Annotated in this window: 19 protein-coding genes and 1 tRNA gene; 17 read left to right on the top strand and 3 right to left on the bottom strand. The window is 66.2% G+C overall.

The window, feature by feature from the left end:
* From H0W40_RS14580 to H0W40_RS14570, 3 genes are all read right to left on the bottom strand, one after another.
* On the bottom strand, positions 1-1,076 hold a 1,076-nt coding region (locus H0W40_RS14580), incomplete at its 3' end, for a CmpA/NrtA family ABC transporter substrate-binding protein (RefSeq protein WP_292447445.1).
* A 315-nt stretch (positions 1,077-1,391) separates the two neighbouring features.
* Positions 1,392-2,024 carry an ANTAR domain-containing response regulator gene (locus tag H0W40_RS14575; protein WP_292447442.1) on the bottom strand — a complete coding sequence of 211 codons (633 nt, stop codon included), beginning with the start codon at positions 2,022-2,024 and terminating at the stop codon, positions 1,392-1,394.
* Between the two features lie 90 nt (positions 2,025-2,114).
* Positions 2,115-2,396 (bottom strand): hypothetical protein, encoded by a 282-nt coding sequence (locus tag H0W40_RS14570; RefSeq protein ID WP_292447440.1) that lies wholly within the window; start codon positions 2,394-2,396, stop codon positions 2,115-2,117.
* Between the two features lie 196 nt (positions 2,397-2,592).
* On the opposite strand from H0W40_RS14570, the gene tsaD reads away from it, so the two are divergent.
* The 17 genes from tsaD to H0W40_RS14485 all read left to right on the top strand — a co-directional run.
* Positions 2,593-3,639, top strand: a complete 1,047-nt coding sequence (gene tsaD, locus H0W40_RS14565) for a tRNA (adenosine(37)-N6)-threonylcarbamoyltransferase complex transferase subunit TsaD (RefSeq protein WP_292447437.1) — start codon at positions 2,593-2,595, stop codon at positions 3,637-3,639.
* A 249-nt stretch (positions 3,640-3,888) separates the two neighbouring features.
* Positions 3,889-4,152 carry a 30S ribosomal protein S15 gene (rpsO, locus tag H0W40_RS14560; RefSeq protein ID WP_292447434.1) on the top strand — a complete coding sequence of 88 codons (264 nt, stop codon included), beginning with the start codon at positions 3,889-3,891 and terminating at the stop codon, positions 4,150-4,152.
* Positions 4,153-4,363: 211 nt separating this feature from the next.
* A complete protein-coding gene (gene pnp / locus H0W40_RS14555) occupies positions 4,364-6,640 on the top strand; it encodes a polyribonucleotide nucleotidyltransferase (protein WP_292447432.1) in 2,277 nt (758 codons plus the stop codon).
* Positions 6,641-6,694: 54 nt separating this feature from the next.
* A complete protein-coding gene (locus H0W40_RS14550; protein ID WP_292447430.1) occupies positions 6,695-7,681 on the top strand; it encodes an NAD(P)H-quinone oxidoreductase in 987 nt (328 codons plus the stop codon).
* Between the two features lie 16 nt (positions 7,682-7,697).
* Positions 7,698-8,456, top strand: a complete 759-nt coding sequence (tpiA, locus tag H0W40_RS14545; RefSeq protein ID WP_292447428.1) for a triose-phosphate isomerase — start codon at positions 7,698-7,700, stop codon at positions 8,454-8,456.
* A gap of 43 nt (positions 8,457-8,499) precedes the next feature.
* The gene (gene secG / locus H0W40_RS14540; protein WP_292447426.1) at positions 8,500-8,943 is read left to right on the top strand and encodes a preprotein translocase subunit SecG; all 444 of its coding nucleotides are present in this window, start codon (positions 8,500-8,502) and stop codon (positions 8,941-8,943) included.
* 203 nt (positions 8,944-9,146) lie between these two features.
* A tRNA-Leu gene (locus tag H0W40_RS14535) sits at positions 9,147-9,231 on the top strand.
* A 172-nt stretch (positions 9,232-9,403) separates the two neighbouring features.
* The gene (locus tag H0W40_RS14530) at positions 9,404-9,763 is read left to right on the top strand and encodes an NADH-quinone oxidoreductase subunit A (RefSeq protein ID WP_292447423.1); all 360 of its coding nucleotides are present in this window, start codon (positions 9,404-9,406) and stop codon (positions 9,761-9,763) included.
* 15 nt (positions 9,764-9,778) lie between these two features.
* Positions 9,779-10,255, top strand: coding sequence for an NADH-quinone oxidoreductase subunit B family protein (locus tag H0W40_RS14525; RefSeq protein WP_292447422.1), 477 nt, complete (start codon positions 9,779-9,781; stop codon positions 10,253-10,255).
* Between the two features lie 23 nt (positions 10,256-10,278).
* Positions 10,279-10,890: an NADH-quinone oxidoreductase subunit C gene (locus tag H0W40_RS14520; protein ID WP_292447448.1), complete on the top strand. Its 612-nt coding sequence runs from the start codon at positions 10,279-10,281 to the stop codon at positions 10,888-10,890.
* 2 nt (positions 10,891-10,892) lie between these two features.
* Entirely contained in the window at positions 10,893-12,146 is a 1,254-nt protein-coding gene (locus H0W40_RS14515; protein WP_292447419.1) for an NADH-quinone oxidoreductase subunit D, read from the top strand.
* 29 nt (positions 12,147-12,175) lie between these two features.
* Positions 12,176-12,661: an NAD(P)H-dependent oxidoreductase subunit E gene (gene nuoE, locus H0W40_RS14510; RefSeq protein ID WP_292447446.1), complete on the top strand. Its 486-nt coding sequence runs from the start codon at positions 12,176-12,178 to the stop codon at positions 12,659-12,661.
* An 11-nt stretch (positions 12,662-12,672) separates the two neighbouring features.
* Complete coding sequence (nuoF, locus tag H0W40_RS14505; protein WP_292447417.1) at positions 12,673-14,067, top strand: NADH-quinone oxidoreductase subunit NuoF; 1,395 nt, start codon at positions 12,673-12,675, stop codon at positions 14,065-14,067.
* Positions 14,060-16,492, top strand: coding sequence for an NADH-quinone oxidoreductase subunit NuoG (gene nuoG / locus H0W40_RS14500; RefSeq protein WP_292447414.1), 2,433 nt, complete (start codon positions 14,060-14,062; stop codon positions 16,490-16,492). Before nuoF ends, nuoG begins: the two co-directional genes overlap by 8 nt.
* Positions 16,493-16,502: 10 nt before the next feature.
* Positions 16,503-17,567, top strand: coding sequence for an NADH-quinone oxidoreductase subunit NuoH (gene nuoH, locus H0W40_RS14495; protein WP_292447412.1), 1,065 nt, complete (start codon positions 16,503-16,505; stop codon positions 17,565-17,567).
* Positions 17,568-17,574: 7 nt separating this feature from the next.
* A complete protein-coding gene (nuoI, locus tag H0W40_RS14490; RefSeq protein WP_292447410.1) occupies positions 17,575-18,072 on the top strand; it encodes an NADH-quinone oxidoreductase subunit NuoI in 498 nt (165 codons plus the stop codon).
* 39 nt (positions 18,073-18,111) lie between these two features.
* The coding region (locus H0W40_RS14485; protein ID WP_292447408.1) for an NADH-quinone oxidoreductase subunit J at positions 18,112-18,292 on the top strand (181 nt) is incomplete at its 3' end.

Here is an 18,292-nt window from a genome sequence, read left to right as displayed (position 1 = left end):
GGGTGTTCCTTGAGCAGACCCCAGCGCTTGTGCTGGGTCAGGAACCACATGCCGTCGCTGAGGTAGGGAAAGTTCACCGCGCCGTCGTTGAAGAACTTCATGTGGTTCGGGTCGTCCCAGCTCTTGCCCATGCCGTTCTGGTAGCGCCCGAGGATGCGCTGGTTGATCGCGTCCACGCCGGTGTTGATGTAGGACTTCTGCGCCACCGTCTCGGCCATCTTGACCTTGTTCTGCAGGCTCGCATCGATCCACCGGCCGGCCTCCAGGATGGCCATCATCACGGCGCGGCAGGTGTTCGGGTGGTTCTTGACGAACTCGCCGGTGGTGCCGAGCGTCTTCTCGGGGTGGTCGCGCCAGATGTCTTGCGTGGTGATCGCGGTGACGCCGATGCCGTCGACGATCGCACGGTGGCCCCAGGGCTCGCCCACGCAAAACCCGTCCATGTTGCCCACCCGCATGTTCGCCACCATCTGCGGCGGCGGCACGGTGATGACCTTGGCGTCCTTGAACGGATCGATTCCTGATGCAGCCAGCCAGTAATACAGCCACATTGCGTGCGTGCCGGTGGGAAAGGTGCCGGCGAAGGTGTACTCGCGCTTGTCTTTCGCCATCTGCTTGGCGAGCGACGGTCCGTCGACCGCACCCTTGTCGGCCAACGCCTTCGACAGCGTGATCGCCTGGCCGTTGTTGTTCAGGCTCATCAGAACGGCCATGTCCTTCTTCGGGCCGCCGACGCCCAGATGCACGCCATAGATCAGGCCGTAGAGCACGTGCGCCATGTCGAGCTCGCCGTTGACCAGCTTGTCGCGCACACCGGCCCAGGAGGCTTCCTTGGTCGGGATGATCTTCACGCCGTACTTCTTGTCGAAGCCGAGCACCGAGGCCATCACGACGGAGGCGCAGTCGGTCAGCGGGATGAAGCCGATGCGCACTTCCTCCTTCTCGGGCTTGTCGGAGCCGGCGGCCCACACTGCTGTGGAGAGGCCGGGCAGGCTGGCGCCGGCGGCGGCCTTCAGGACGGTGCGGCGGCGGAGCAGACCGCGTGGATCGGTGGGGGTGCAAGGGTGGTTGGGCATGGCAGTACGCAGTCTTGAAAAAAGAGAACAGGCAAAGAAAAAGGCGCCGTCACGGGCCCACGCCAAAAGCGCAGGACAGTGAAGACGCCATCGTCTGGTGCGGCGCGCGCTCGTTGCGCACCGCGACGGGGATCGCCGTTGATCCCCGGCCACTCTTCCGCAAGGCGCGTGCCAATGCGACCGTTTCGCGATGCGTTTGCGACGCGGCACGAAGTTGCCGCGCGTAACGCGCGCTGGAAGACCTATGCCGCAAAGATCGCCGCTCCCAGCTGCCTGTGTCGTCAATAGTTGCTGCGGCCCGCAGCACGGGCGAGTTCAGGCCAGCATGTCGGCCACGTCGAGCAGGCGCTGTGCCACTTCGCCCAGGCGCAGGCCGCGATCCATCGCGCTGCGGCGCAGCCGTGCGTAGGCCTCGTCCTCGCTCAGGCCCTGACGCGACATCAACAGCCCCTTGGCGCGTTCTATCAGCTTGCGATCGCTGAGCTGGCTGCGCGCGTCGGCGAGTTCGCTGCGCAGCACCTGTTCATGGCGAAAGCGCGCCATCGCCACGTCGAGCACCGGTTTGATGCGCTCCGGCGCCAAGCCGGCCACCACATAGGCGCTCACGCCGGCCGCAATGGCATCGCCGACACCGCTGGTGTCAGCGTCGTCGGTGAACAGGACGATGGCGCGGCGCTGGTCGCGGGTGGACATCACCACATGCTCGAGCGTGTCGCGCGACTCGCTCTGCGCGTCGACGATGATCATGTCGGGCTGGATTTGCGCGATGCGCTCCGGCAGGAAACCGTCCGCCGGCAGCACCGCGACGATGTTGTGGCCGCTGGCCAGCAGGCCGATGCGCAGGTTGCGCGAGCGCTCAGCCTCGTCGAGCGCGGCGGCGTCTGGCGATCCGGGGTGGAGCGTGGGCGGGGCGACGACGACGATGCGCAGCGACTCGGGGGACGACATGCCGCAACCGGTGCAAGGAGCGCGCCAGCGTTTGATGCGGGCATGAAAAAGCCCGCGCACGGCGGGCTTCGCGGACAGCGGGTCAGCCGCTCAGAGCCGGTCTTCGGCGCTGAAAGTGCGACGCAGCCAGGCGATCGGGCGGAGGTTGCCGAACATGGAGTCGGGGGCGCCATGCTCGCGATCGACGAGCAGGGCGCGTTCAGCCAGCGATTCGAGGAACTGCACCACCGCGCTGCGCGCCAGCCCGCTTTCGTGCATGAGCTGCGGCACCGACACATAGCGCTGCGACATCTGGTGCAGCATGCGGCGGTAGGCGGTGCGGTGGAACGGCGCCGACAGATCCGGCCAAGCGCAAAGCTTGTACTGTTTCATGGTCCCAACGTGTGGTGCGCGGCTTGACTGCCGCTTAGGTTCAGGGTAACGAGGCCACGCGACAAGTCCAAGTCGGGCTGGCCCGCGATTCGTGAAATTCACCACACTGCGTGCGTCAGCAGATGCATGGCCGGGCCCTGAGCTCATGAAAGCACGCGCCGCAAGGCCACGAGCGGTCGCTCACTACACTGGCCGCATGCTCATCCTCGGCTTCGAATCCTCTTGCGACGAAACCGGCGTGGCCCTGGTCGAAACCGGCGCCACCGCGACACCGCGCCTGCTGTCGCACGCGCTGCACAGCCAGGTGGCGATGCATGCTGCCTACGGCGGCGTCGTGCCCGAGCTGGCCTCGCGCGATCACATCCGCCGCGCGCTGCCCTTGACGCGACAGGTGCTGACTGAAGCAGGGCGAGAGCTCGCCGACATCGATGTGGTGGCCTACACCCGCGGGCCGGGCTTGGCCGGCGCGTTGCTCGTGGGCAGTGCGGTTGCCTGTTCGCTGGCTGCGGCGCTCGGCAAGCCGGTGCTCGGTGTGCATCACCTGGAGGGGCATCTGCTTTCGCCCTTTCTCTCGGCCGACCCGCCGGCGTTTCCATTCGTCGCGCTGCTGGTGTCGGGCGGCCACACGCAGCTCATGCGCGTGGACGGCGTCGGCGACTACTGCTTGCTCGGCGAGACCATCGACGACGCGGCCGGCGAGGCCTTCGACAAGTCGGCCAAGCTGCTCGGCCTGGGCTATCCGGGCGGGCCGGCGCTCGCGCGCTTGGCCGAGTTCGGCGATGCCGACGCCCATGTGCTGCCGCGGCCGCTGCTGCACAGCGGCAACCTCGATTTTTCCTTTGCCGGCCTCAAGACTGCCGTGCGCACCCGGGCCTTGAAGCTGGCCGACAGCCCCTGCGATCAGTGGAAGGCCGATCTCGCCGCAGCCACGCAGGCGGCCATCGTCGAAGTGCTGGTGAAGAAATCGCTGGCCGCCTTGAAGGCGACCGGGTTGGAGCGGCTGGTGGTCGCCGGCGGCGTCGGCGCCAACGCCCTGCTGCGCGAGCAGCTCGACGCCGCCTGTGCCAGGCGCGGCTTGCGCGTGCACTACCCCGAGCTGGCACTGTGCACCGACAACGGCGCGATGATCGCCCTGGCTGCCGCAATGCGGCTCGACGCCGGCATCGAAACCGCGCGCAGCGATTACGTCTTCGACGTGCAACCCCGCTGGCCGCTCGCGACGGCGGGGGCGATGGCGGCCTGATGAGAAGGACAGACGCAATCCGCGGCATGGCCGCGCGAGTGCGGACAAGCGGCTTGGCGGGGCTGCCCGGGAACCCTGGGGCGGGCAAGCACCACACCCTATAATCCGCAGCTTCTGCGCCTGTATGCAGGCTCGGAAGTCAAGCACGGCATGGGTCGGTTTCACCCGTGACCGCAAGTGAAAACCGAAACCGCGGCACGCCATTCTTTTTTGCGAACGCCAGCGGTTTCATCGCAATCAGGAAACGCAATGGCCCTCGCCAATACCGCAGAGATCGTCCAGTCCAATGCCCGCGGCCCCGCGGACACCGGCTCTCCCGAAGTTCAAGTGGCGCTGCTCACCGCGCGCATCAACGAACTCACCCCCCACTTCAAGACCCACGCCAAGGACCATCACGGTCGTCGCGGCCTGCTGCGCATGGTGAGCCGCCGTCGCAAGCTGCTCGACTATCTGAAGGCCAAGGACGCCGATCGCTACACGGCGTTGATCCAGAAGCTCGGCCTGCGCAAGTAGGCCGGCATGTTGCGGGAAGAGCCTGTCTGGGATGTCCAGCGCAGGCTCTTGTCGTTTCGGCTGAGCGAAAGCAAGGGGGAGCGAGCAGCGGCTGCGATGTGTCATTCCAAAGGGGCTGGTTTGCAGTCTCGCTGGAATGGCATCCGGCTCGAAGGCTGCCGCTCCCGGTGACAGGCGCGACCCACGGCGCCCGACGCATCCAGGAGACACCATGAGCATCTTCAACAAGATCACCAAGACCTTCCAATGGGGCCAGCACCAGGTCACCATGGAAACCGGCGAAATTGCCCGCCAGTCGGGCGGCGCGGTGCTGGTCGACATCGACGACACCGTGGTGCTTGCCACCGTGGTGGCCGCCAAGAACGCCAAGCCGGGGCAGGACTTCTTCCCGCTCACGGTGGACTACATCGAGAAGACCTATGCCGCGGGCAAGATTCCGGGCAGCTTCTTCAAGCGCGAAGGCCGCCCGAGCGAGCTCGAGACGCTGACTTGTCGCCTGATCGACCGGCCGGTGCGTCCGCTGTTCCCCGAGGGCTTCTACAACGAGGTGCAGATCGTCGTGCACGTGCTCTCGCTCAACCCCGAGGTGCAGGCTGACATCGCCGCGCTGATCGCTTCGAGCGCCGCGCTGGCGATCTCGGGCATCCCGTTCAACGGCCCGATCGGCGCCGCGCGGGTGGGCTACATCAACGGCAAGTACGTGCTCAACCCGACCAAGACGCAGATGACCGAGTCCAAGCTCGACCTCATCGTCGCCGGCACCGAAGCCGCCGTGCTGATGGTCGAGTCCGAAGCGGACCAGTTGCCCGAAGACGTGATGCTCGGCGGCGTGGTGTTCGGCCATGAGCAGGGCAACATCGCAGTGCGCGCCATCAACGAGCTGGTGCGCGAAGCCGGCAAGCCCGAGTGGCAGTGGGAAGCGCCGGCCAAGGACGAGCCCTTCATCGCCCGGGTGAACGGCTTGGCCGAAGAGAAGATCCGCGCCGCCTACCAGATCCGCTCCAAGCAGGACCGCACGCAAGCCACCCGCGCCGCCTATGCCGAAGTGCTGGCCGCGCTGGCTTCTGAAGGCTCGGCGGTCGACAAAGTCAAGGTCGAGAACCTGCTATTCGACATCGAAGCCAAGATCGTCCGCAGCCAGATCCTCGGCGGCGAGCCGCGCATCGACGGCCGCGACACGCGCACCGTGCGCCCGATCGAGATCCGCACCGGCCTGCTGCCGCGCACCCACGGCTCGGCGCTGTTCACCCGCGGCGAGACCCAGGCGCTGGTGGTGGCCACGCTCGGCACGGAGCGCGACGCGCAGCGCATCGACGCGCTGGCCGGCGAGTTCGAAGACCGCTTCATGTTTCACTACAACATGCCCCCCTTCGCGACCGGCGAGACCGGCCGCGTCGGCACGCCCAAGCGCCGCGAGATCGGCCACGGGCGACTCGCCAAGCGCGCGCTGATTCCGGTGCTGCCGAAGAAGGACGAGTTCGCCTACGCGATCCGCGTCGTCTCGGAGATCACCGAGTCCAACGGTTCCTCGTCGATGGCCTCGGTGTGCGGCGGCTGCCTGGCTCTCATGGACGCCGGCGTGCCGCTCAAGGCGCACGTGGCCGGCATCGCCATGGGCCTGATCAAGGACGGCAACCGCTTCGCGGTGCTGACCGACATCCTCGGCGACGAGGATCATCTGGGCGACATGGACTTCAAGGTGGCGGGCACCACGACCGGCATCACCGCGCTGCAGATGGACATCAAGATCCAGGGCATCACCAAGGAGATCATGCAGGTCGCCCTGGCGCAGGCCAAGGAAGCGCGGCTGCACATCCTGGGCGCGATGGTCGAGGTGGTGCAGGGTGCGAAGACCGAGGTCTCGGAATTCGCGCCGCGCCTGTACATCATGAAAATCAACCCCGAGAAGATCCGCGACGTGATCGGCAAGGGCGGTGCGACCATCCGCGCGCTGACCGAGGAAACCGGCACGCAAATCAACATTGAGGAAGACGGCACCATCACCATCGCGTCGATCGACGGCGACAAGGCGATGGCGGCCAAGAAGCGCATCGAGGAGATCACGGCCGAGGCCGAGATCGGCAGGGTCTACGAAGGCGCGATCACCAAGATCTTGGACTTCGGCGCGCTGGTCAACATCCTGCCCGGCAAGGACGGCCTGCTGCACATCAGCCAGATCGCCCACGAGCGGGTCGAGAACGTCACCGATTTCCTGAGCGAAGGCCAGGTGGTGAAAGTCAAGGTGCTGGAGACCGACGAGAAGGGCCGCATCAAGCTGTCGATGAAGGCGCTGCTCGAGCGGCCCGAAGGCATGCCCGAGCGGGACGACCGGCCGCCGCGCCGTGACTTCGGTGACCGCGATCGCGGCGGCCGAGGTGGCGAGCGTGGGGATCGCCCGCGTCGCGAACCCCGCAGCGAGCCGCAAGGCGAGCCGCGCGGCGAAACCGCGCCGGTGTCCGAAGGCGGCAACGGACCCCTCTCCGAGTGAAGTTTTTTGCGCTCCACGCGGCGCGAGCCGTGCGGCAGCCAGGGAGGACGCGCCATGCAAGCCATTGAGATTTCCGAGCCCGGCGGGCCTGAGGTGCTGCGCCTGGTCGAGCGCCCCGAGCCGCAGCCCGGCCCGGACGAACTGCTGATTGCGGTGACCGCATCGGGTGTGAACCGACCCGACGTGCTGCAACGCTCCGGCGCCTATCCACCGCCGCCTGGCGCTTCGGATCTTCCGGGGCTGGAGGTGGCAGGAAGCATCGTCGGCGGTGACGCCAACGCGCTGCGGGCGGCAGGCCTCGCGCTGGGCGACCGCGTCTGCGCACTCACCCACGGCGGCGGCTATGCCGAGCGCTGTGTAGCGTCGATCGGGCAGTGTCTGCCGGTGCCTTCGGGCTTATCCGACATCGAGGCGGCGAGCCTGCCGGAAACTTTCTTCACCGTCTGGATCAACGTCTTCGACCGTGCGCAACTGCAGCCCGGCGAGACCTTGCTGGTGCAGGGCGGCTCCAGCGGCATTGGTGTTGCCGCGATCCAGATCGCCAAGGCGCTCGGCGCGTCGGTGATCGTCACCGTTGGCGACGACGAGAAGGCCGCAGCCTGCGTGAAGCTCGGCGCCGATCACGCCATCAACTACAAGACGCAGGACTTCATTGCCGAGGTCAAGCGCCTGACGGACGGCCGCGGCGTCAATGTGATTCTCGACATGGTGGCCGGCCCCTACGTGGCGCGCGAACTGAAATGCCTGGCCGATGACGGCCGGCTGTCGATCATCGCGTTGCAGGGCGGAACGAAGGGCGAGATCGACGCCGGCGCCGTGCTCCGACGGCGCCTGACCATTACCGGCTCGACCCTGCGCCCGCGAACCTCGGCCTACAAGGCGAGCGTCGCCGCAGCGCTGCGAAAGCACGTCTGGCCGCTGCTCGAAGCCGGCCGCATCAAGCCGACCGTCTTCAAGACCTTTCCCGCAGCCCAGGCCGCCGAGGCCCATGCGCTGATGGAGTCGAGCCGCCACATCGGCAAGATCGTGCTGACCTGGTGATGAAAGACGATTGCTCATGAGCGACCCACAGTCCCACCGCCAGCTCGTCGTCGGCAACTGGAAGATGCATGGCAGCCACGCTGTCAACGAAGCACTTCTCGAGGCCCTGAAGTCGGCCGGCCCGCTGCCCTGCAACGCGGCGGTCTGTGCACCGTTTCCCTATCTCGCGCAGACGGCCGAGCGGCTCGCCCGCAGCGCCATCTCCTGGGGCGCTCAGGACTGCTCGGCCCACGAGCAGGGCGCCTACACCGGCGAGGTATCGGCAGCGATGTTGGCCGATTTCGGCTGCCGCTACGCGATCGTCGGTCACTCGGAACGCCGTGCGTTGCACGCCGAAAGCGACCAGCTTGTCGCCGACAAGGCGCAGGCTGCGCTGGCGCGCGGTGTGACGCCCATCGTCTGCGTCGGCGAAACCTTGGCCGAGCGCGATGCGGGCCAGACCGACGCCGTTGTCAAGCGCCAGCTCTCGGCGGTGATTCACACGCTCGCGCATTGCGCCAGCGAGATGATGGTCGCCTACGAGCCGGTGTGGGCCATCGGCACCGGACTGACCGCGACGCCCGAACAGGCACAGGCCGTGCACGCGCTGTTGCGCGCGCAACTCCATGCGGCCACCGAACACGCGGCAAGCATGAAGCTGCTCTACGGCGGCAGCGTCAAGCCTGACAACGCAGCCAGCTTGTTCGCACAGCCCGATATCGACGGCGGCCTGATCGGCGGCGCGTCGCTGAAGGCAATTGATTTTCTAGCCATCTGCCGGGCGGCGCAGCGCTGAAGCGCGGCTCGCCTGGCACCTCGAGTTTTCCGGAGTCGACGACATGCAATTGGTTTTGACGATCGTGGTGGTGATGCAGATGCTCACCGCGCTGGTGATGATCGGCCTGGTTCTGATCCAACACGGCAAGGGCGCGGACATGGGCGCATCGTTCGGCAGCGGCGCTTCGGGCAGCCTCTTCGGCGCCACAGGCAGCGCAAACTTTCTGTCGCGCTCGACGGCGGTCTGTGCTGCCTTGTTCTTCTGCTGCACCTTGGCCTTGGCCTATTTCGGCAACCTTCCGGGCGTTGTCGGCGGCAGCCAAGGCGGCAGCATCCTCGAGCGAGCAGCGCCCGGGGGCGCCGGTGCCAGCATTCCGGGGGCTGGTATTCCCGGCGTAGCACCGAGTGACGTTCCGTCACCTGCGGCTCCCGCGTCGGCAGAGTCGCCGGTCCCGGAGGTTCCGGCTTCTGCCGCCTCGGGCGCGGCGCAGATTCCCACTCGGTGAGGCGCCGCTCGCGTGCTGTGCGGCGCGCAAGAGCGGTGTGTCGGCGTTTACCGCCGCCGAGCAGCAAACCGCTGTGGCTTGCATGCCGGCCCGCACGGTATTTCGAGCTAGAATTTCAGGCTGTCCAGTGAGCCAAACCTCATGCAATCCGGACAGCAAAGCGCATCGATTCGTCGGTGCGAAGGTCAGTATTAGTCAGCAGTGCCGTCGTGGTGAAATTGGTAGACACGCTATCTTGAGGGGGTAGTGGCGAAAGCTGTGCGAGTTCGAGTCTCGCCGACGGCACCAAGCAAGCTCAAACGTTCGCGCGAGCCGGTCCGGCCTCATGGCAAGACCGAGCGCCTCACAGCAATGCGAAGCAAGCGGGTGTGCCGCAGCTTATGCAGGCGGGCCGGTGCCGGCTGCCAGCGACGCCGCCTGCACATTGCACGCGGCCTTGTCGAACCACTGCCATCAAAGCATGAACCTCGAGTCCTACCTGCCGGTGATCCTGTTCATCCTCGTCGGTGTGGCCGTCGGAGTCGCCCCGCAGGTGCTTGGGTTCCTCCTCGGCCCGCGCCGTCCGGATGCGGCGAAGAACGCGCCCTACGAGTGCGGCTTCGAGGCGTTCGAAGACGCCCGCATGCAGTTCGACGTGCGCTATTACCTGGTCGCGATTCTGTTCATCCTGTTCGACCTGGAAATCGCCTTTCTCTTCCCGTGGGCTGTCGCCCTGGAGGAGATCGGCCCCACAGGCTTCTGGGCCATGATGATCTTTCTGGGCATCCTCGTCGTGGGCTTCGTCTACGAGTGGAAAAAGGGTGCGCTCGACTGGGAATGACGGACGGGGACTGACATGGGCATCGAAGGCGTTCTGAAGGAGGGGTTCATCACCACCTCTGCCGACAAGCTGATCAACTGGTCGAAGACCGGCTCGCTGTGGCCCATGACCTTCGGTCTGGCGTGCTGCGCGGTCGAAATGATGCACGCCGGTGCCGCGCGCTACGACATCGATCGCTTCGGCATGCTTTTTCGTCCCAGCCCGCGCCAGAGCGACCTGATGATCGTGGCCGGCACCTTGTGCAACAAGATGGCGCCGGCGCTGCGCCGGGTCTATGACCAGATGGCCGAGCCGCGCTGGGTTCTTTCAATGGGTTCCTGCGCCAACGGTGGCGGCTACTACCACTACAGCTATTCGGTGGTGAGGGGCTGCGACCGCATCGTGCCGGTTGACGTGTACGTGCCCGGCTGTCCGCCGACAGCCGAGGCGCTGCTCTACGGTGTGCTGCAGCTGCAGTCGAAGATTCGCCGCGAACACACCATCGCACGCTGAGCGGCATCCCGATGACGAATCCTCTGGACTACAAGCTCGACGTGCTGCAGCCGGCGCTCGAGGCCGCGCTGAGCTCGCGCATCCACTCGCTGGTGCGCGATCACGGCGAAATCACCATTACCGTGAAGGCCGCCGACTACCTGGAGGTCTGTACCCAGTTGCGCGACCATCCGGCGCTCGCTTTCGAGCAGCTGATGGACGTGTGCGGCCTCGACTACTCCGCCTACCGCGACGGCGGCGCCTCGATCTACGCCGAAGGCCCGCGCTATTGCGTGGCGCTGCATCTGCTGTCCGTCAGCAAGAACTGGCGTCTGCGGGTCAAGGTGTTTTGCCCCGACGACGACCTGCCGATCGTGGCGTCGGTGAACGGCGTTTGGGCCGCGGCGAACTGGTTCGAGCGCGAGGCGTTCGACCTGTTCGGCATCGTCTTCGAGGGCCACGCCGACCTGCGCCGCATCCTCACCGACTACGGCTTCATCGGACACCCCTTCCGCAAGGACTTTCCGGTGTCGGGCCATGTCGAGATGCGCTACGACCCCGAACAGAAGCGCGTGATCTACCAGCCGGTGACCATCGAGCCGCGCGAGATCACCCCGCGCATCATTCGTGAAGACCACTACGGTGGTCTCCAGTAGTCATGGCCGAAATCAAGAACTACACGCTGAACTTCGGCCCCCAGCATCCCGCGGCACACGGGGTGTTGCGGCTGATCCTGGAGCTCGACGGCGAAGTGATCCAGCGCGCCGACCCGCACATCGGCCTCTTGCACCGCGCAACCGAAAAGCTCGCCGAGACGCGCACCTACATCCAGTCGCTGCCCTACATGGACCGGCTCGACTACGTGTCGATGATGTGCAACGAGCACGCCTACTGCCTGGCGATCGAAAAGCTCATGGGCATCGAGGTGCCGATCCGCGCGCAGTACATCCGCGTGATGTTCAGCGAGCTGACCCGCCTGCTCAACCACCTGCTGTGGCTGGGCGCGCACGGGCTGGATTGCGGCGCGATGAACATCTTCATCTACTGCTTCCGCGAGCGCGAAGACCTGTTCGACATGTACGAGGCGGTTTCCGGTGCGCGCATGCACGCCGCCTATTTCCGCCCCGGCGGCGTTTACCGTGACCTGCCCGACAGCATGCCGCAGTACAAGCCGTCGAAGGTCCGCAACGCGCGGGTCATGTCGCAGCTCAACGAGAACCGCCAGGGTTCGCTGCTCGACTTCATTGCCGACTTCAGCGCGCGCTTTCCGAAGTACGTCGACGAGTACGAGACGCTGCTCACGGACAACCGCATCTGGAAACAGCGCACGGTCGGCATCGGCGTGGTCACGCCCGAGCGGGCGCTCAACCTCGGCTTCAGCGGTCCGATGCTGCGCGGCTCGGGTCTGGCGTGGGACCTGCGCAAGACCCAGCCCTACGAGGTCTACGACCGCATTGATTTCGACGTGCCGGTCGGCGTCAACGGCGACACCTACGACCGCTACCTGGTGCGCATCGAGGAGATGCGTCAGGCCAACCGCATCGTGCAGCAGTGCATCGCCTGGCTGCGCGACAACCCGGGCCCGGTGATCACCGACAACCACAAGGTGGCCTCGCCCGGTCGTGTGGACATGAAGTCCAACATGGAAGAGCTGATCCACCACTTCAAGCTCTTTACCGAGGGATTCCACGTTCCCGAAGGCGAGGCCTATGCGGCCGTCGAGCATCCGAAAGGCGAGTTCGGCATCTACATCGTCAGCGACGGCGCCAACAAGCCTTACCGGTTGAAGATCCGCGCGGCCGGTTTCCCGCACCTTGCGGCTCTCGACGAGATGGCGCGCGGCCACATGATTGCCGACGCGGTGGCAGTGATCGGCACGATGGACATCGTTTTCGGCGAGATTGACCGATGAGCGCGCAACCCATGAGCGCAACTGATTTCATGCTGAGCGAACAGACGGCGGCGCGCTTCGCCCGCGAGGTCGCCAAGTACCCGGCCGATCAGAAGCAGTCTGCTGTGATGGCCTGCCTGTCGATCGTGCAACAGGAGCAGGGCTTCGTCTCAGCGGACGCCGAACGCGCGGTGGCTGCATACCTGGGCATGGCGCCGATCGCAGTGCACGAGGTCACCACCTTCTACAACATGTACAACCAGCAGCCGGTCGGGCAGTTCAAGCTCAACGTCTGCACCAACCTGCCGTGCCAGTTGCGCGACGGGCAGACCGCACTCGACCACGTGTGCGGCCGGCTCGGGGTCGAGCCATACGGGACTACGGCCGACGGCGTGTTCACGGTGCAGCCGAGCGAGTGCCTGGGCGCCTGCGCCGATGCCCCGGTGCTGCTGGTCAACGACCGGCAGATGCTCAGCTTCATGAGCGAGGCACGGCTCGACGAGCTGCTCGACACGCTGAAGGCGTCTGCGAAGTGAGGACGCAACCGATGCTCGACCTCTCGAAGTTCCAGGCCAACGGGCGGGAAACCTGCTTTCACGGCCGCCACATCGGCGCGCAGATCGTCGCCGGCCTCGACGGCAGCAACTGGCGATTGAAGGACTACGAATCCCGCGGCGGCTATCAGGCGCTGAAGAAGATTCTGCAAGGCGGGGACGGCGCCGCGCCGATGACGCCCGAGCAGGTGATCGCGGAGGTCAAGAACTCCGGCCTGCGCGGCCGCGGTGGTGCGGGTTTTCCGACCGGTCTGAAGTGGAGCTTCATGCCGCGCCAGTTTCCCGGCCAGAAGTACCTGGTGTGCAACTCCGACGAAGGCGAGCCAGGCACCTGCAAGGACCGCGACATCCTCGCCTACAACCCGCACATCGTCATCGAAGGAATGATCATCGCCGCTCACGCGATGGGCATCACGGTCGGCTACAACTACATCCACGGCGAGATCTTCGGCTTGTACGAGCGTTTCGAGGATGCCCTGGACGAGGCGCGCGCGGCTGGCTACCTGGGCGCGAACATCCTGGGCTCGGCTCACAGCTTCCAGTTGCATGCCTTTCACGGCTTCGGCGCCTACATCTGCGGCGAAGAAACCGCGCTGCTCGAATCGCTCGAAGGCAAGAAGGGCCAGCCGCGCTTCAAGCCGCCGTTTCCCGCGAGCTACGGCCTGTACGGCAAACCGACCACGATCAACAACACCGAAACCTTCGCCGCGGTGCCCTGGCTCATCCGCAACGGCGGGCAGGCCTACCTGGAGTGCGGCAAGCCGAACAACGGCGGCACCAAGCTGTTCTCGATGGTGGGCGACGTGGAGCGGCCGGGCAACTACGAGGTGCCGATGGGCACGCCGTTCTCCAAGCTGCTCGAGCGGGCCGGCGGCGTGCGTGGCGGACGTGGCCTCAAGGCGGTGATCCCCGGCGGCTCGTCAGCCCCGGTGCTGCCGGGGGCCGTCATGATGGACACCACGATGGACTACGACGCCATCGCCAAGGCCGGCTCGATGCTAGGTTCCGGCGCGGTGATCGTGATGGACGAGACACGTTGCATGGTGAAGAGCCTGCTGCGCCTGTCCTACTTTTATCAGCACGAAAGCTGCGGGCAATGCACACCCTGCCGTGAAGGCACCGGCTGGCTGTGGCGCATGGTCGATCGCATCGAGCATGGCAAGGGTCGCATGGAAGACATCGACCTGCTCAATTCAGTGGCCGACAACATCCAGGGCCGCACCATCTGCGCGCTGGGCGACGCGGCGGCGATGCCGGTGCGGGCGATGATCAAGCACTTTCGGGCGGAGTTCGTGCATCACATCGAGCACAAGCGCTGTTTGGTCGGACCGGGCGCAGCCCTCACCCCGACCCTCTCCCAGAGGGAGAGGGAGAACATCCATGGTTGAAATCGAACTCGACGGCCGCAAGGTCGAGGTGCTTGAGGGCAGCATGGTGATGCATGCCGCCGACAAGGCGGGCACCTACATCCCGCACTTCTGCTATCACAAGAAACTCAGCATCGCGGCCAACTGCCGCATGTGCCTGGTCGATATCGAGAAGGCGCCCAAGCCCATGCCGGCCTGCGCCACGCCGGTGACGCAGGGCATGATCGTGCGCACCCAGAGCGAGAAGGCGCTCAAGGCGCAGCAGTCGGTGATGGAGTTCCTGCTCATCAACCACCCGCTCGACTGCCCCATCTGCGACCAGGGCGGCGAGTGCCAGCTACAGGATCTGGCGGTCGGCTACGGCAAGTCGGCCTCGCGCTACGAGGAAGAAAAGCGCGTGGTGCTGAGCAAGAACGTCGGCCCGCTGATCGGCATGGAGGAGATGACGCGCTGCATCCACTGCACGCGCTGCGTTCGCTTCGGCCAGGAAGTCGCGGGCGTGATGGAGCTCGGCATGCTCCACCGCGGCGAGCACGCCGAGATCACGGTGGTGAGCGGCGAAACCATCGACTCCGAACTCTCCGGCAACATGATCGACCTGTGCCCGGTCGGCGCGCTGACCAGCAAGCCCTTTCGCTACAGCGCCCGCACCTGGGAGCTGTCACGCCGCAAGAGCATCAGCCCGCACGACAGCACCGGCAGCAACCTGATCGTGCAGGTCAAGGGTGGGCGCGTGATGCGGGTGCTGCCGATGGAGAACGAGGCGGTCAACGAATGCTGGCTCGCCGACAGCGACCGCTTCTCCTACGAGGGGCTCAACACCGACGAGCGCCTGACCACGCCGATGGTCAAGCAGGGCAATCGCTGGCAGGAGTGCGACTGGACGACGGCGCTCGAGTACGTCGCCAATGGCCTGAAGCAGATCGTGGCCGAGCACGGGCCGCAGAGCATTGGAGCGCTGGGCACGGCGCACAGCACGGTCGAGGAGTTGCACCTGCTCGGCAAGTTGGTGCGCGGGCTGGGTTCGGACAACGTCGACCACCGGCTTCGTCATGCGTCGCTCGAGCCGTCCACGACGGGTACCGGCTCGGTGCGCTGGCTCGGCACTTCGATCGCGTCGCTTTCCACCCTGGACCGCGCCTTCGTGATCGGCTCCTTCCTGCGCAAGGACCATCCGCTCTTCGCGCAGCGCCTGCGCCAGGCGACCAAGCGCGGCGCGCAGATCACCAGCCTGCATGCGCTGGCCGACGACTGGCTGATGCCGGTGGCAGCGCACGTCACCGCCGCGCCGAGCGAGTGGGTCGCCGCGTTGGCCGGTGTGGCTGCCGCCGTCGCGGCGGGCAAACGAGTGCCGGCGCCGATGGAATCTGAAACCAGCGAAGAAGCGCGCGCCATTGCCGCCTCGCTGCTCGGCGGTCAGCGCAAGGCGGTGCTGATCGGCAACGCCGCCGCGCAGCACCCCGAGGCCGAGACTCTGCTGGCGCTGGCCGGCTTCATTGCCGAGCACACCGGAGCAACTTGCGGCTACCTGGGCGAAGCGGCCAACAGCGTGGGCGCGCAACTGGTGGGCGCGCTGCCGCTGCAGGGCGGCCTGACGGCTGCGCAGATGCTCGCCGAGCCGCTCAAGGCCTATGTGCTGCTGAACGCCGAGCCGCTGCTCGACGCGGCCGATCCGTCGCAGGCCGCCGCCGCCCTGGCCGGCGCGCAGATGGTGGTGGCGATGACTGCCTTCAAGACCGCGAACTTCGAGCACGCCGACGTGCTGCTGCCGATCGCACCGTTCACCGAAACCTCGGGCACCTTCGTCAATGCCGAGGGCAGGGTGCAGAGTTTCCACGGCGTGGTCAAGCCGCGCGGCGATGCGCGTCCGGCCTGGAAAGTGCTGCGCGTGCTGGGCACGATGCTCGGGCTAGAGAGTTTCGGTTTCGAGACATCGGAAGAGGTCAAGGCGCAGGCCTTGGGCGACGAGGCAGGGGTTGCGGCTCGCTTGGCCGGCGCCCCCTCAACCCAGCCCTCTCCCCCGAGTACAAGGGAGAGGGAGCCAGACGGCGAGTCCTCGCTTTCCCTCTCCCTCTCCCGCTTGCGGGAGAGGGCCGGGGTGAGGGTCGACGCTGGCGGCGCGCAGACCCCGCGCGAGCCGGTCGTGCTCGAGCGCATCGCCGACGTGCCGATCTACAGCGCCGATGCGATCCTGCGCCGCTCTCCGCCGCTCCAGGCCACGGCCGATGCGCGGCCGCCGCGGGCCGGTCTGCCGAGCGCGTTGTGGCAGCACCTCGGCCTTGCCGAAGGCGCGGCAGTTCACGTTCAGCAGGGCACCGCTTCCGTGAAGCTCGCCGCCTATCACGACGCCAGCCTCGCCCCGAACTGCGTGCGCGTGCCGGCCGGCCATCCGGCCACCGCCGTGCTCGGCCCGATGTTCGGCGCCATCGCGGTCGAGAAAGCCTGAGGCCGCCGACATGATCGACAGCTTCAATCAGTTCGGCGGCGGCCTGCTCGGCGGGGCCTGGCCCGTCGTGTGGACCCTGATCAAGATCGTCGGCCTGGTGCTCCCGCTGATGATCGCCGTGGCCTACCTGACCTTGTGGGAGCGCAAGGCCATCGGCTGGTCGCAGATCCGCATCGGCCCCAACCGCGTCGGCCCGCTCGGGCTGCTGCAGCCGATCGCCGACGCGGTCAAGCTGATCTTCAAGGAGATCATCGTGCCGACCGCCGCCAACAAGCGGCTGTTCTTCCTCGGCCCGGTGATGACCATCATGCCGGCGCTCGCCGCCTGGGTGGTGATCCCCTTCGGCCCCGAAGTGGCGCTGGCCAACATCAACGCCGGCCTGCTGTTCATCATGGCCATCATGTCGATGGAGGTCTACGGCGTCATCATCGCCGGCTGGGCCTCCAACTCGAAGTACGCCTTCCTCGGTGCGCTGCGCGCCTCGGCGCAGATGGTCAGCTACGAGATCGCGATGGGCTTCGCGCTGGTGGTCGTGCTGATGGTCTCCGGCTCCATGAACATGAGCCAGATCGTGCTCGGCCAGGACGAGGGCTACTTCGCCGGCCTGGGCCTCAACTTCCTGAGCTGGAACTGGTTGCCGCTGTTCCCGATCTTCATCGTCTACGTGATCGCCGGCATCGCCGAGACCAACCGCCACCCGTTCGACGTGGTCGAGGGCGAATCCGAGATCGTCGCAGGGCACATGGTCGAGTACTCGGGCATGAGCTTCGCCATGTTCTTCCTGGCCGAGTACGCCAACATGCTGCTCGTGTCCACGCTCGGCGCGGTGATGTTCCTCGGCGGCTGGCTGCCGCCCATCGACGCCCCGGTGCTGAACTGGATTCCCGGCTGGATCTGGCTGGGCCTGAAAACCTTCGTCGTCGTGACGATGTTCCTGTGGGTACGCGCCACCTTCCCGCGCTTCCGCTACGACCAGATCATGCGGCTGGGCTGGAAGATCTTCATACCGATCACGCTGATCTGGCTGGTCGTCGTGGGGCTGTGGATCCAGTCGCCGTGGAACATCTGGAATTGAGCCGTTTATGTCAGCCGTCGCTTCCATCAAAGAGTTCTTCAACACCTTTCTGCTCATCGAGCTGCTCAAGGGCATGAAGCTCACGGGCCGCCATGCGCTGCAGCGCAAAATGACGATCCAGTTTCCGGAAGAAAAGACGCCGCTCAGCCCGCGCTTTCGCGGCCTGCACGCGCTGCGCCGGTACGAGAACGGCGAGGAGCGCTGCATTGCCTGCAAGCTGTGCGAGGCGGTCTGCCCGGCGCTGGCCATCACCATCGAATCCGAAGTGCGCGAAGACGGCTCGCGCCGCACGACGCGCTACGACATCGACCTCACCAAGTGCATCTTCTGCGGGTTCTGCGAAGAGAGCTGCCCGGTCGATTCGATCGTCGAGACGCACATCCTTGAATACCACGGCGAAAAACGCGGCGACCTTTATTTCACCAAGGACATGCTGCTGGCCGTGGGGGACCGCTACGAAAAAGACATTGCCGCCGCGCGGCAGGCCGATGCGGCCTACCGGTAAGCAACGGCCCGCGTGCTGCGAGGCCGGCGGACGACAACCATGACCATAGAAACTGCACTGTTCTACGTCTTCTCGGCGATCCTGCTGTTCGCTGCGTTCCGCGTGATCACCGCGCGCAGCACGGTCTATGCGGCGCTGTATCTGGTGCTGGCCTTCTTCACTGCCGCGTGCGTGTGGATGCTGCTGCAGGCGGAGTTCCTGGCGATCGCGCTGGTGCTGG

The organism is Methylibium sp. (assembly GCF_013817345.1).
Taxonomy (GTDB): Bacteria; Pseudomonadota; Gammaproteobacteria; order Burkholderiales; family Burkholderiaceae_C; genus Methylibium.
The sequence above is the reverse complement of the archived record's forward strand: the minus strand, read 5'-3'. Positions and strand labels throughout refer to the sequence as shown.